11 protein-coding genes and 1 pseudogene are annotated in these 12,601 nt (G+C 68.1%); 6 read left to right on the top strand and 6 right to left on the bottom strand.

Annotated elements, in window-relative coordinates; genetic code table 11:
* Window positions 1–92 precede the first annotated feature (92 nt).
* The 5 genes and pseudogenes from ACT2FV_RS13315 to ACT2FV_RS13295 form a co-directional block, all read right to left on the bottom strand.
* Window positions 93–1,133 carry a zinc-dependent alcohol dehydrogenase family protein gene (locus ACT2FV_RS13315; protein WP_124901624.1) on the bottom strand — a complete coding sequence of 347 codons (1,041 nt, stop codon included), beginning with the start codon at window positions 1,131–1,133 and terminating at the stop codon, window positions 93–95.
* Window positions 1,130–2,160: pseudogene (locus tag ACT2FV_RS13310) on the bottom strand (bifunctional enoyl-CoA hydratase/phosphate acetyltransferase). The gene ACT2FV_RS13315 and the pseudogene ACT2FV_RS13310 overlap by 4 nt, the downstream one beginning before the upstream one ends.
* Window positions 2,157–3,977 (bottom strand): PHA/PHB synthase family protein, encoded by a 1,821-nt coding sequence (locus tag ACT2FV_RS13305; RefSeq protein ID WP_444504067.1) that lies wholly within the window; start codon window positions 3,975–3,977, stop codon window positions 2,157–2,159. The pseudogene ACT2FV_RS13310 and the gene ACT2FV_RS13305 overlap by 4 nt, the downstream one beginning before the upstream one ends.
* Window positions 3,974–4,720: a beta-ketoacyl-ACP reductase gene (locus ACT2FV_RS13300; RefSeq protein WP_059602690.1), complete on the bottom strand. Its 747-nt coding sequence runs from the start codon at window positions 4,718–4,720 to the stop codon at window positions 3,974–3,976. Before ACT2FV_RS13300 ends, ACT2FV_RS13305 begins: the two co-directional genes overlap by 4 nt.
* Window positions 4,710–5,240 carry a hypothetical protein gene (locus ACT2FV_RS13295; RefSeq protein ID WP_444504066.1) on the bottom strand — a complete coding sequence of 177 codons (531 nt, stop codon included), beginning with the start codon at window positions 5,238–5,240 and terminating at the stop codon, window positions 4,710–4,712. The genes ACT2FV_RS13300 and ACT2FV_RS13295 overlap by 11 nt, the downstream gene beginning before the upstream one ends.
* A 190-nt stretch (window positions 5,241–5,430) precedes the next feature.
* Here ACT2FV_RS13295 and ACT2FV_RS13290 point away from each other — a divergent pair, with 190 nt between their 5' ends.
* The 4 genes from ACT2FV_RS13290 (at window position 5,431) to ACT2FV_RS13275 (ending at window position 8,881) form a co-directional block, all read left to right on the top strand.
* Complete coding sequence (locus tag ACT2FV_RS13290; protein ID WP_444504065.1) at window positions 5,431–6,270, top strand: universal stress protein; 840 nt, start codon at window positions 5,431–5,433, stop codon at window positions 6,268–6,270.
* 8 nt (window positions 6,271–6,278) lie between these two features.
* Window positions 6,279–7,478 (top strand): acetate/propionate family kinase, encoded by a 1,200-nt coding sequence (locus ACT2FV_RS13285; RefSeq protein ID WP_124901620.1) that lies wholly within the window; start codon window positions 6,279–6,281, stop codon window positions 7,476–7,478.
* A gap of 69 nt (window positions 7,479–7,547) precedes the next feature.
* Window positions 7,548–8,051 carry a universal stress protein gene (locus tag ACT2FV_RS13280; RefSeq protein ID WP_124901619.1) on the top strand — a complete coding sequence of 168 codons (504 nt, stop codon included), beginning with the start codon at window positions 7,548–7,550 and terminating at the stop codon, window positions 8,049–8,051.
* Window positions 8,048–8,881, top strand: a complete 834-nt coding sequence (locus ACT2FV_RS13275; RefSeq protein WP_124901618.1) for a universal stress protein — start codon at window positions 8,048–8,050, stop codon at window positions 8,879–8,881. The genes ACT2FV_RS13280 and ACT2FV_RS13275 overlap by 4 nt, the downstream gene beginning before the upstream one ends.
* 55 nt (window positions 8,882–8,936) lie before the next feature.
* Here ACT2FV_RS13275 and ACT2FV_RS13270 read toward each other — a convergent pair whose 3' ends face one another.
* Window positions 8,937–9,407, bottom strand: a complete 471-nt coding sequence (locus ACT2FV_RS13270) for a universal stress protein (protein ID WP_151048017.1) — start codon at window positions 9,405–9,407, stop codon at window positions 8,937–8,939.
* Window positions 9,408–9,655: 248 nt separating this feature from the next.
* Between ACT2FV_RS13270 and ACT2FV_RS13265 the strand changes: the two genes are divergently transcribed.
* Both ACT2FV_RS13265 and ACT2FV_RS13260 read left to right on the top strand, forming a co-directional pair.
* Entirely contained in the window at window positions 9,656–11,656 is a 2,001-nt protein-coding gene (locus ACT2FV_RS13265) for a PAS domain-containing sensor histidine kinase (protein ID WP_444504064.1), read from the top strand.
* Window positions 11,653–12,300: a response regulator gene (locus ACT2FV_RS13260; protein WP_444504063.1), complete on the top strand. Its 648-nt coding sequence runs from the start codon at window positions 11,653–11,655 to the stop codon at window positions 12,298–12,300. The genes ACT2FV_RS13265 and ACT2FV_RS13260 overlap by 4 nt, the downstream gene beginning before the upstream one ends.
* Window positions 12,301–12,601: the final 301 nt, after the last annotated feature.

Below are 12,601 nucleotides of genomic sequence, written 5' to 3'. Positions count from 1 at the left end.
GCCGGCGAATTGCCGACAAATCGCGGGCGAAATGCCCGCCGCGCGTGACGGGAGGCGGAGGCCGCCGGTTCCCGCCGCGCACGGCCCGGCAATCAGCCGACTTCGATGATGACCTTCAACGCATGGGTTTGCGCGGCGCGCCCGAACGTGTCGTACGCGCGTTCCACGTCGTCGAGCGAGAACCGGTGCGTGATCAGGCGCGCCGGATCGAGGCGTCCGGCGCCCACGGTTTTCAGCAGCATCGGCGTGCTGACCGTGTCGACCAGCCGCGTCGTGATCGAGATGTTGCGATCCCACAGCTTCTCGAGGTGCAGGTCGGCCTTGACACCGTGCACGCCGACGTTCGCGACGACCCCGCCGGGCGCCACGAGCGACGTGCACATCTCGAACGTCGCCGGAATGCCGACCGCTTCGATCGCGCAATCCACGCCCACGCCGTCGGTCAGCTTCATGACTTCCGCCACCGGGTCGCCGCCGCTGCCGTCGAAGCAGTCGGTCGCGCCGAAACGCCGTGCAACCTCGAGCCGGTTGCTGTCCGGATCGATCATGATGACCCGCGCGGGCGAATAGAACTGCGCGGTCAGCAAGGCGGCCAGCCCGATCGGCCCCGCGCCGACGATCGCGACCGAGCAGCCCGGCTGCACCTTGCCGTTCAGCACGCCGCATTCGAATCCGGTCGGCAGGATGTCGGACAGCATCACGAGCGCGTCCTCGTCCGAACCGGCCGGAATCCGGTACAGGCTGGTCGGCGCATGCGGGATGCGCACGAACTCGGCCTGCGTGCCGTCGATCCGGTTGCCGAGTATCCAGCCGCCGGTCGTGCAATGCGAATACAGTCCGCGACGGCAATACTCGCAGCGGCCGCACGACGAGATGCACGAAATCAGCACGTGATCGCCCGGCTTCAGCGAATCAACCGCGGCGCCGACCTGCTCGACGATGCCGACGCCTTCATGACCGAGAATGCGGCCCGGTTCGCACGTCGGCACGTCGCCCTTGAGAATGTGCAGATCGGTGCCGCAGATCGTCGTGCGCGTCACGCGGACGATCGCGTCGGTGGGCGACTGCAGTTCCGGTTTGGGCCGCCGTTCGAGCGCCTTGCGCCCTGGGCCGTGGTAAACGAGTGCTTTCATCGCGATTCCTCCATCGAAAGGGGGCCTGTTCAGGCATGGGGGCGGCGTCAGGCCGGACCTGTGCCAGCAACACCGCGAGCGCACACGATGCGATCCGGACGGCGACGCCGTCGGCGCGGCTCGTCAGCACGATCGGCACGCGCGCGCCCACGACGACGCCCGCGTTGGCGGCACCGCCCAGGTATTCGAGCTGTTTCGCGAGCATGTTGCCCGCTTCGATATCGGGCACGACCAGGATGTCGGCACGGCCGGCAACCGGCGAGTCGATCCCCTTCTCGCGCGCGGCCCGCAGCGATATCGCGTTGTCGAACGCGAGCGGGCCGTCGACGATCGCCCCCGTGATCTGCCCGCGCTCGGCCATCTTCGCCAGCGCCGCCGCGTCGAGCGTCGAGCGCATCGCCGGATTGACGGTCTCGACCGCGCACAGCACGGCCACGCGCGGGCACGCAACGCCCAGCGCATGCGCGACGTCGATCGCGTTCTGCGTGATGGCCGCCTTCTGCGCGAGATCCGGTGCGATATTGACGGCCGCGTCGGTCAACAGGAACGGGCGCGGATAGGCGGGCGCCTCGATCAGGAAACAGTGAGACATGCGCTTGTCCGTGCGCAGGCCCGATTCCGCGGCGACGACCGCGCCCATCAGTTCGTCGGTATGCAGGCTGCCCTTCATCAGCGCGCCGACGCGGCCCGACTTCGCGAGCTCCACCGCCCGGGCCGCCGCCGCATGGCTGTGCGGCACGTCCTCGATCGTCCATTTCGACAGATCGACGCCCGCCTCGTCCGCCACGCGCAACACCTTCGCACGCGGCGCGACGATCAGCGGCTCGATCGACGCGCCCAACGGCGACGCATTGATCGCGGCAAGCGCGACGAGACTGGCCGTGTCGCACGGATGCACGACGGCCACCGTCAGCGGTGGCGCATGGCGCGCACGCTCGATCAGTTCGGGAAGTTCGCCGTCCGCGCGCGGCAACAGCCCGGGCAGGCACGCGCCGACGGACACATCCGGATGCAGGTTCATGTTCATGTCTCGAGCACGTACGTGCCAGGTGCGGCGCCGAAGCCGGCGGCCGGCGCCCGCGCCGGCACGTCGCCCGACGAGTGCGCGCGCAACCAGTCGCGCCAGCATGTCCACCACGATCCGTCGACCGCGGGTGTTTCGCTCACGAAGTCGTGCCGGCTGCGGTAAGGCGCGCCGGGCGCGCGCGTCGCGCAGCGATAGTGGCGCCCCGGATGCCCCGGCTCGGACACGATGCCGGCATTGTGGCCGCCGGAGGTCAGCACGAACGTCAGCGCGTGGTGCGTGAGCAGATGCAGCTTGTAGACGGAATGCCAGGGCGACACGTGATCGCGTTCGGTCCCGACCACGAACGTCGGCACGTCGATATCCGACAGCGCGACCGGTCGCCCGTCGACGCAGTAGCGGCCGGCCGCGAGATCGTTGTCGAGAAAGAGCCGCGTCAGGTATTCCGTATGCATGCGATACGGCATGCGCGTGGTGTCCTCGTTCCACGACATCAGGTCATTCGGCTTGGTGCGCGTGCCGAGCAGGTATTCGCTCATCATGCGCGACCAGATCAGGTCGCGCGCGTTCAGCAGCTGGAACGCGGCGGACATCTGCGCGCCGTCCAGGTAGCCCTGCCGCCACATCAGCGCATCGAGCGCGGACAGTTCGCTCGCGTCGATGAAGAGGCCGAGTTCGCCGGGTTCGCTGAAATCGGTCTGGGCCGCCAGCAACGTGACGGACCGCAATGCGTCGTGCTGCCGCCCGTCGCGCGCGAGCGCCGCCGCAGCGATCGCCAGCAGCGTGCCGCCGAGGCAGTAGCCGACCGCGTGGACGGCTTCGCCGCAGATCGACCGGACGGCGTCGAGCGCCGCCATGCACCCGTCACGCAGATAATCGTCGAGCCCGAGCTCGCGCGCTTCCGCGCCCGGATTGCGCCACGACACGGCAAACACCGTGTGGCCGGCATCGACCAGGAAGCGGATCAGCGAATCGTGCGGCTGCAGGTCGAGGATGTAGTACTTCATGATCCACGACGGCACGATCAGGATCGGCTCGCGTGCCACGGTGGGCGTCGTCGGGTCGTATTGCAGCAACTCGCACAGCGCGTTGCGCCACACGACGCGGCCCGGCGTGATCGCCACGTCGCGCCCCGGCAAATAGCTGCGAGTGTCGCGGGCCCGCGTGCCGCTCGTGCGATCGAGCAACGCATTCGCGTCGTCCAGCCAGTTCCGGAAGCCTGCCGCGAGATTCGCGCCGCCGCTGCGCATCGTCGCGTCGAGCACGACCGGGTTGGTCGCCAGGAAATTGCCCGGCGAGCACGCGTCGAGCCACTGTCGCGCGATGAACCCGACCAGTTCCTCGTGGTGCCGTTCGACACCCGGCACGCCGCGCGTCGCGTCGCGCCACCAGCGCTGGATCGACAGGAAGCCGTCGCGATACGCGCAAAACGGCCATCCGGCCCACGCGGGCGCGGCGAAGCGCGGGTCGGCCTGCCCGGCGTGCACGGCCAGGCCGCTCGTGTCGGCCTCGTCGGCCTCGCCCTCGCCCCGGCTTGCGGCCGGGGTAGCGGCAGCCAGCCACGCCTGCGTCGCGAGCTCGAAGCATTTTCCCGGCGACACGGCCAGATGCGCGCCCCAGTCGAGCATGGCCAGCGCCATCGACGCGGGCGACAGCCCGAAGGTCATCGCGGCCACGTTCGCATGCGCGGCGCGGTTCCATTGTTCGGCGGGCGACGTGCGGACCGGCCTGCATTCGGCCGCGCGCGACGCCGGTTCGCTCGTACCCGTTGGCCGCATCGATTCGTGCTCGATCGGCAAGTGCATGACGGATGCTTTCATCGCATGTGCATGCCGCCGTTGACGTCGAATTCCGCGCCCGTCGCGAAAGCCCCCGCGTCGGAACACAGGAAGGCGACGAGCTCGGCGATTTCGTCAGGATTGCCAAGGCGGCCGACCGGAATCTGCGGCAGGATCTTTGTGTCGAGCACTTCCTTCGGCACCGTCTCGAGCATCGCGGTCGCCAGATAGCCAGGCGCAACCGTGTTGACCGTGACGCCGTGGCGCGCGAGCTCGAGCGCCAGCGCCTTCGTGAAGCCGTGGATGCCAGCCTTCGCGGCCGCGTAGTTCGCCTGCCCGTATGCGCCGCGCGAACCGTTCACCGAGCCGATGTTCACGATCCGTCCGAAGCCGGCCGCGATCATTCCCGGCACGAACGGCTTCGTCATGTTGAACATGCCGTCGAGATTGGTGCGCAGCACCGCATCCCACATGCTCTTGGTCATCTTCACGAAGGTGGCGTCGTGCGTGATCCCGGCGTTGTTGACGAGCACGTCGACGCGCCCGAACTCGGCCAGCACGCGTGCCCCGCAATGCTGGCACGAATCGTAGTCGGCGACGTCGACCTCGAACGCGTGGAACGTCCTGCCCGCCTCGCGTTCGTGCGTGAGCCACGTCGCGACGTGGTCGTTGCCTTCGGTGTGCGACACCGCCACCGTCATGCCGGCATCGTGCAGGCGACGGCTGATCGCGGCGCCGAGCCCGCCCATGCCTCCCGTAATGAAAGCGACACGTTCAGCGCGCATGGCCGTTCTCCCGTGCGCCAGCCATGCCGTTCAGGCGGCGGGGGGTACCCGGCGCCGCGCCGGCCTCGTCCTCGATCCCGTGTTCCAGTGCCGTCATCCAGTCTGCCCACGGCATGCTGGCTTCGTTGACCACGGCCAGTCGTTCCAGATCGGGCAACCAGTCGGTCTGATAACGCGACAGCGCGCCTGCGCCGCATTCGCGCGCCCAGGTACGCCATGCGCCGGCGCTCTCGTATTGCGCTCGCATGCACAGCTCGGTCGCATCCTGCCAGATCGCGACGCTCGCGATCGCGTAGTCGCGCATCACCTGCCGGGCCGCCTCGCCGAAGGCCGTCCACTCCTTCGTGTCCGCAAGCGCCTGCTGCAGATGACGAACCGCGTCGCGGTCGCGCTCGATGCGCCGCCCTGCCAGCGCATGCCATTCATGCTGCCAGTCGCGGTTCTGCGCGACCATGCGCAACGCGAGATCGCAGCCCGCGCGGCAAACGTCATTCGGTGTCGTCAAAGCGTACGTACTCATCGGCTTTCCTCTTTCGATCCGGTCAATGGGTTGGCATTCCGCCACATGCCGCCTGCCCGGGATCGGCATCGCGACCGCTTCACTGTGCGGGCATCGCGCAAGGGGGCCGTTGATCTGAGTCAAGTACGCGGAAACCCTGCTCCGTAGACTGGATTGCACTGGCGGTTCCCCCGTCGATGGAGCGATCCCGATGAGCTACAAGAGCATAGTCGTGCACCTCGATTCGAGCGCCCGCGCGCATTCGCGGCTCGAGCTCGCGTTGCGTCTCGCCCGGCGATTCGGTGCGCATCTGACCGGCCTGTACGCGGTCTACACACCGGAACCGCATTCGTTCTACGTGATGGCCGGGTCCGCCGATTACTTCCGTGAACACCGCGAACAACGCGACGAACGGCTCGCCGCGCTGGAACGCCTGTTCCATGCGGAGACGGCCCGCGCGAAAGTGCAGGCCACTTGGGTGCGTGCCGACGATCGCGCGAACCTGGCCGTGCCGCGCGCCGCACGCCTGGCCGACCTCGTAATCGCGGGCCAGAGCGACCCGAACGATCCCGAGACCTTCATCGACGACCAGTTTCCTGAAAACCTCGTGTTGTCCGCCGGTCGCCCGGTGCTGTTCGTGCCTTACACCGGCGAATTCCCGTCGATCGGCGAACGGGTGTTCGTCGCGTGGGACGGCAGCCGGGAAGCGGTCCGCGCCGCGCAGGACGCGATTCCCTTTCTCGAGCACGCGAAGCGCACGACGGTCGCCGCCGTGATCGACGGCAATTCGGAAGCGGCAACCACGCGTATTCCGGCCGCCGACGCCGCGCTGATGCTGGCGCGCCATGCACGCGACGTGAACGTGCTCGATATCGATGCCGGCGCCGGCTCGGCGATCGGCGACACGTTGCTGTCGCGCGCTTATGAAACGGGTTCCGACCTGCTCGTGATGGGCGCCTACGGCCATCCGCGCTGGCGCGAGCTGGTGATGGGCGGCGCCACGCGCACGGTGCTGGCGTCGATGACGCTGCCAGTGCTGATGTCGCACTGAGCCGGCCGATGCGTACGCTCGCACTGCTCGTCGTGAATGCCGGTTCGTCGAGCGTCAAGTTCTCGATCTTCGCGTATCCGCCGCACGGCGATCCCGTGCGGCAGCCGTTGCACGGCGGCGAAGCGGTCGCGGCCGGCAACAGCGTGTCGATCCGGTTCGATGCCGATTCGGACGGTTCGCTGCCGCTCGTCGGGGGCGATCCCTACCGCGCCGTGCTCGCGCAGATCGCGATGTGGATTCGCGTACGGTTGCCGCACATCACGCTGGGCGCGATCGCACATCGCGTCGTACACGGCGGCGCGCGATACGTGGAGCCGATGGTCATCGACGGTGAAGCGCTGGACGCGCTGCGCACGCTGACGCCGCTGGCACCCTTGCATCAGCCGCACAGCCTGGATGCGATCGACGCGCTGCGCGACGCGTTTCCGGATGTCCCGCAGATCGCCGTGTTCGACACCGCGTTTCATCGCACGCTGCCGCGCGTCGAGCAGCTGCTGCCGTTGCCGCATGCGTGGTTCGACCAGGGCGTGCGCCGCTACGGATTCCATGGGCTGTCGTACGAATACCTGTCCATCGCGCTCGCCGAATCGTTCGGCGCACGTGCGCATGGCCGCGTGATCGCCGCCCATCTCGGCAGCGGCGCGAGCCTGTGCGCGCTGCGCGACTGCCGCAGCGTCGCGACGACCATGGGCTTCTCCGCGCTCGACGGATTGATGATGAGCACCCGCTGCGGGACGCTCGACCCTGGCGTCGTCCTCCACCTGCTCGAGGTCGGCAAGCTGTCCGGCGACGCACTGGGACACCTGCTGTATCACGAGTCGGGGCTCAAGGGCGTGTCGGGGGCATCCGGCGATCCGCGCGTGCTGCTCGCTTGCGAAGCGGCCGGCGACGAGCCGGCCCGCGACGCGCTGGCGCTGTACGTCCATCGCATCGTGCGTGAAACCGGCGCGCTGACCGCGCTGCTGGGCGGCCTCGACATGCTGGTCTTCACCGCCGGCATCGGCGAACACTCGGCGGAACTGCGCGAGCGGATCTGCGCGTCGCTCGGGTGGCTCGGCATCGCGCTCGACGCGCGCGCGAATGCCGCCCACGCGCATGTCGTGTCGTCCGCGTCGAGCGCGGTCACCGTGGTCGTCGAGCCGACCAACGAAGCGTGGGTCGCGGCGCGCGCCGCGGTGCGCGTGCTGCGCGGCAACCGCGACGGTTGATCCAGATCAGCGCGATCGGCGTGCGCGCGCCGATGATGATTGCATCAACATCCGTTCAGGGGACACGTCATGTACTCGAACATTCTGGTTGCGCTCGACGGCAGTGATACGTCGTCCCGCGCACTCGACGCCGCGCTGAACCTCGCGTCGGAGACGGGTGCACGGCTGACCCCCGTCTATGTCGTCGATTTCCTGGTGCCGGCCTACGACACGTACGGATACGACCCGTCGATCCTGATCGATGCGTTCCGCGAGGAAGGGCTGCGCGTCACGGAAGACGCGGCGAAACGCATGAAAGCGCGCGACGTGGCCGGCACGCCGCGGATCTCCAATGTCGCGCCGGCGGGTGAAGACGTCGCGCAACACATCGTCGGTCTCGCCGGCGAGATCAACGCCGACCTGATCGTGATGGGCACGCACGGCCGGCGCGGTTTCCAGCGCCTCTTCCTCGGCAGCGTGGCCGAGCGCGTGCTGCGTCAGGCCAGGTGCCCGGTCCTGATGATTCCGGCGAGCAGCGCGGCGAAGGCGTCCGCCGAGACCACCGCGGCATCAACCGAAAAGGAGCCGTCATGAGCTACAAGACCCTGCTCGTTCATCTCGACGACAGCGAGCGCTGTGCGACGCGCGTCGACCTCGCCCTCGAACTCGCGGGACGCTGGAACGCCCATCTGATCGGCCTCTACGTGGTTTGCCAGGACCTCTTCGAGCCGTTGCGACGGCCCGACGAACCGCTGAAGCTGGCGGTCTACGAACGCCTGTGCGACCAGCGGCGCAAGGACGCGGAAGAAAGGTTCCTGATCGCAGCCGAACGCGCCGGGCGCAGCGTCGAATGGCAAGCGCCGACCGGCAACGTCACCGAGGCCGCGGTCCTGCATGCGCGCCACGCCGATCTGCTGGTGCTCGGCCAGGAGAACCCCGACGACCGCCTGACCTACGTCGCACGGCATTTCGTCGAGGACGTCGTGATGGGCAGCGGGCGCCCGGCGCTCGTCGTGCCCTACGCGGGCGACGTGCGCACGCTCGGCGAGAACGTGCTGATCGGCTGGGACGGCGGGCGCGAGGCCGCGCGCGCGATGGCCGACGCACTGCCGCTGCTCACCCGCGCGCGCTTCGTCAACGTCGAGACGGTCGCCCGCGGGCAGCCCGATCCGGACAAGACGCCGGCGGGTGTCGACGTCGCCGCGTATCTCGAACGGCACGGCATTCGCGCCTCGTTCTCGACCACGCCGCGCGAACGGTCGGTGAGCGTGGGTGCGACGCTGCTGAACCGGGCGACCGACCTGCACGCGGATCTGCTGGTGATGGGCCTGTACAGCCATGCCCGCATGCACGAACGCGTGCTGGGCGGCGCGACGCGCACGATCCTCGAGACGATGACGGTGCCGGTCCTGCTGTCTCACTGAGCGAACCAAAACGGGGGCAGCCACTCGCGGCTACCCCCGTTTCCTGCTCCGACCGTCACAACATGCTGGCGCAGGCGCCCGGCCCCTCCCGTACGACCAGCACCGGCCGATTTGCGATTCGCACCAGCGATTCGGCGACGCTGCCGAGCAACGCACGGCGCACGCCGCGCCGGCCATGCGTGCCCATCACGATCAGATCCGCATCGCATTCGGCGGCGGCTCGCGCCAGCACGTCCGAGATGTCCTCTCCGCACGCGTCGATCGTTTGCGCGATGCCACGCACGCCGGACAGCTGGAACGCGGTTTCCGCGTCCGAGACCGCGACAGCGGCCCTGTCCGCGTCCAGTCCGGCCGGGTCGCGCTGGTCGATATAGCCGCTATCGACGTCGGCCAGCCGTGGCGCATCCGATACCACGCACATGGCGATGACCAGGCTGCCCGAATCGCGGGCGAGCGAAATCGCCTCGTCGAGCGCGAGCCGCGCACTGCGGCTGCCGTCGAGTGCCACAAAGATCCTTTGGTACATGGTGCCTCCCTGCCGTCGTCCGGATTCGACCGGTTCGTGAAACCAGTCTGATCCCGGCGGGCGCCTTTCCGTTGACACGGGTCAAGCACGCACGGTGCCGCCCGTACGAATCGGTCCCGATTGGCGAACGTCAGGAAAACGCGCACAATCCGGGGCGATATCGCAGTTGCGGCCCGCCACGCTGTTCGTGCCTCGCGTCCGGCCCGCCGCCAGCCAGCCACCGACGAAGTCGGTCAGGATCAACGGCAATGACAACGAATTCGCCCCCATTCAGGGCCGGGCCGGCGTCGCGCCGGATCCGGCCCGCGCGATATGCAGCCATGGCCGCGCTGCTGACGCTGGCGCTTGGCCTGACTGCAACGTTTGCGGCGTCCCGGGCACTGCAGAACGGGGCACGGCACGTCGCCCAGGCGAGGTTCGAGCAAACCGCGATACTCGCGACGGCCGACCTTCGGCGCACCCTCCTCGGCGCGGCTGCCGTATTGCGCAGCGCGCGCGGCTTTGCGTCAACCCTGCCCGCGCCGCAATCCGGGGCTGCGTGGCGCCGCTATCTCGCCAGTCTGAATCTGGACGGATTGCAGTCGCCCGTCCGCAGCCTCGGGAGAATCGAGCCGAGCGCGGCGGAGGACAATCAGGCGACCCGGCAGGCGCTGCAGCGCACGGCGGAAACCGGCAGGGTCGCGCTCGCCGCGAACGCGATCCAGGACAGCACTGATTCAATGATTGCCCGGACGGACCTGACGCTGTACCTGCCGATTTATGGGAGCGCTCAAGATATCGCTTCGTCCGGGCCGCAGCACGCGACGGCCACCGGGTACGTTTTTGCGGCGCTGAATCCGGATCGCCTCGTCGATTCGTCCGTTCTCGACCGCTTGCACCTGGAAATCACGGCCGACAATCCGGCCGCGCCGGTGTACTCCGGAGGCGTCGCCGTCGGCGTCGGCGACTCGACTGCCGCACGCGACATGCTCCAGCGAACCGATTCGCTGACGTTCGGCGGCACGCCGCTCTCGCTGCGCTACAGCGCGCCGCGCGCCGATACGTCCGGCTTCATGATGGCCGTCCTGCTGGCCGGCACCGCGCTCTCGCTGACGCTGGCCGCGCTCGTGCAGCAGGTCGTCGCGAAGCGAGGGCTCGCCGCTCTACCCGCCGGCGACAGCCAACCCACCGAGGCGCGGATGATGGGCATCATCCGGTCGTCGATGGAGGCCATCATCACCGTCGACGAAAGCCAGACGATCGTGATCTTCAACCCGGCCGCCGAACGCGTGTTCGGCGTCTCCGCGATGGAGGCGGTCGGTGCGCCGCTGTCCCGCTTCATCCCCGAGCGCTTCCGCGCCGCGCATGCGCGACACGTCGAGCAATTCGGCGTGACGGGCGTGTCGGAGCGCCAGATGGGGCGGCAGCGCGTGCTGTTCGGCTTGCGCGCCGACGGCACCGAGTTTCCGATCGAGGCGTCGATCTCGCAGATTCGCGACGGCACCGGCAAGCTATACACGGTCATGCTGCGCGACGTGACCGAGCGCATGCGCGCGGAAAATGCCCTCAAGCAGTCACGCGAGGAACTGCGCGACCTGTCCGCCAACCTGCAGAACGTGCGCGAGGAAGAGAAGACGCGCATCGCCCGCGAGTTGCACGACGACCTCGGCCAGCAACTCACCGCGCTCAAGATGGATCTCTCGGCCGTCGAGCTGGGGCTCGGTGGTGTTGTCGCCCCCAATACCGGTGTGCGCGAGCAGTTGGGCGGCATGCATCGCCTGATCGATTCGATCGTTGCGTCCGTCCGGCGCATCGCGGCCGATCTGCGGCCGGTGATGCTCGACGACCTGGGCCTCGTCCCGGCGATCGAATGGCTTGCAAACGATTTCACGCGCCGCTACCGGATCACGGTCGACCGGGACATCGCGCCCGTCGACACCGCGTTCACCGGCATCGGCTCGACCACGCTGTTCCGCATCGTGCAGGAGGCGCTGACCAACGTCGCTCGGCACGCGGACGCGACGCACGTGAAGCTGGCATTGAAAGTGGAAGACGGATATTGCATGCTGCGCATCGCGGACAACGGTCACGGCGCACCGGAGCACACCCGCGATGCGCAGGAACGCCCGTCGTTCGGCCTGATCGGCATCCGCGAGCGCGCGCACATGCTCGACGGGACGGTGACGATCGACAACCGGCCGGGCGCGGGATTCACGATCACCGTGGCGCTGCCGCTTCACGCCATCCAGCAAGGAGATGTGCTGTCATGATCAGGGTACTCATCGCCGACGACCACGCACTCGTCAGGGAGGGTCTTCGACACATCCTGCGGAGCGCGAGCGGTTTCGAGGTCGTCGGGGAAGCGCACGACGGTGCCTCGACGATCGCGCTCATGCGCGACACGGACGCCGACGTGCTGGTGCTCGACCTGTCGATGCCCGGCCGCAACGGTGTCGAACTCATCAAGCAGGTCAAGGACGAGAAGCCGGGATTGCATATCCTCGTGCTGACGATGCATGCCGAACAGCAATATGCGGTGCGTGCGTTCCGGGCGGGCGCCTCGGGCTACATGACCAAGGAAAGTGCCAGCGCCGAACTGGTCGCTGCATTGAGCAAGATCGCGGCCGGCGGCGTCTACGTCAGCCTGACCATGGCCGAGCAGTTCGCGCAGAGTCTGAACGAGCCGACCGATCTCCTGCCGCACCAGCGCCTGTCCGACCGCGAGTTCGACGTCTTCCGGCGCGTCACCACCGGCGAGTCGATTTCCGAAATCGCGCAGGCGCTCTGCGTCAGCGTCAAGACCGTCAGCACGTACAAGACGCGGATCCTCGAGAAGATGCAGATGCCGAACGACACGGCACTCGTGCGCTACGCGATGCGCCACAAGCTGTTCGAGGACCCGGACGACCTCTGACGGCGGCATCCGGCATGGCCGCGCCCCGGTCTTGATGCCCCGAAAGTATTGCTGACGACGGCCATGCGGGCGCGGCGACGCTCGCGACAAGTTGCCGCGCCTTTGTAGGAACCCCCCTACAAGACTTCCAACTCACCTACGCCAACTTCAATTCCGGCTGATTTTCTTGACGTTGCGCAACATCCATACTGCACATCAAGAAAAGCGAACAAACGTGCCTCCCGGAGCCAAGGCCGCATCATCGACGAGACCGGCATATCGGTCTCCCGGCGCGTCCGGTGGGGTTTTCCCGACAGGAAGG

Origin of the sequence: Burkholderia sp. PR2 (assembly GCF_052372875.1) — a bacterium.
Taxonomy (GTDB): domain Bacteria; phylum Pseudomonadota; class Gammaproteobacteria; order Burkholderiales; family Burkholderiaceae; genus Burkholderia; species Burkholderia diffusa.
Note: the sequence above shows the minus strand (reverse complement) of the source record. Positions and strands in the feature narration are given on the sequence as shown.

Coding starts and splice junctions, on each gene's coding strand:
- ACT2FV_RS13280 (WP_124901619.1), top strand. CDS start 7,548: ATGTACTCGAACATTCTGGTTGCGCTCGACGGCAGTGATACGTCGTCC.
- ACT2FV_RS13275 (WP_124901618.1), top strand. CDS start 8,048: ATGAGCTACAAGACCCTGCTCGTTCATCTCGACGACAGCGAGCGCTGT.
- ACT2FV_RS13305 (WP_444504067.1), bottom strand. CDS start 3,977: ATGAAAGCATCCGTCATGCACTTGCCGATCGAGCACGAATCGATGCGG.
- ACT2FV_RS13270 (WP_151048017.1), bottom strand. CDS start 9,407: ATGTACCAAAGGATCTTTGTGGCACTCGACGGCAGCCGCAGTGCGCGG.
- ACT2FV_RS13265 (WP_444504064.1), top strand. CDS start 9,656: ATGACAACGAATTCGCCCCCATTCAGGGCCGGGCCGGCGTCGCGCCGG.
- ACT2FV_RS13260 (WP_444504063.1), top strand. CDS start 11,653: ATGATCAGGGTACTCATCGCCGACGACCACGCACTCGTCAGGGAGGGT.
- ACT2FV_RS13315 (WP_124901624.1), bottom strand. CDS start 1,133: ATGAAAGCACTCGTTTACCACGGCCCAGGGCGCAAGGCGCTCGAACGG.
- ACT2FV_RS13290 (WP_444504065.1), top strand. CDS start 5,431: ATGAGCTACAAGAGCATAGTCGTGCACCTCGATTCGAGCGCCCGCGCG.
- ACT2FV_RS13285 (WP_124901620.1), top strand. CDS start 6,279: ATGCGTACGCTCGCACTGCTCGTCGTGAATGCCGGTTCGTCGAGCGTC.
- ACT2FV_RS13295 (WP_444504066.1), bottom strand. CDS start 5,240: ATGAGTACGTACGCTTTGACGACACCGAATGACGTTTGCCGCGCGGGC.
- ACT2FV_RS13300 (WP_059602690.1), bottom strand. CDS start 4,720: ATGCGCGCTGAACGTGTCGCTTTCATTACGGGAGGCATGGGCGGGCTC.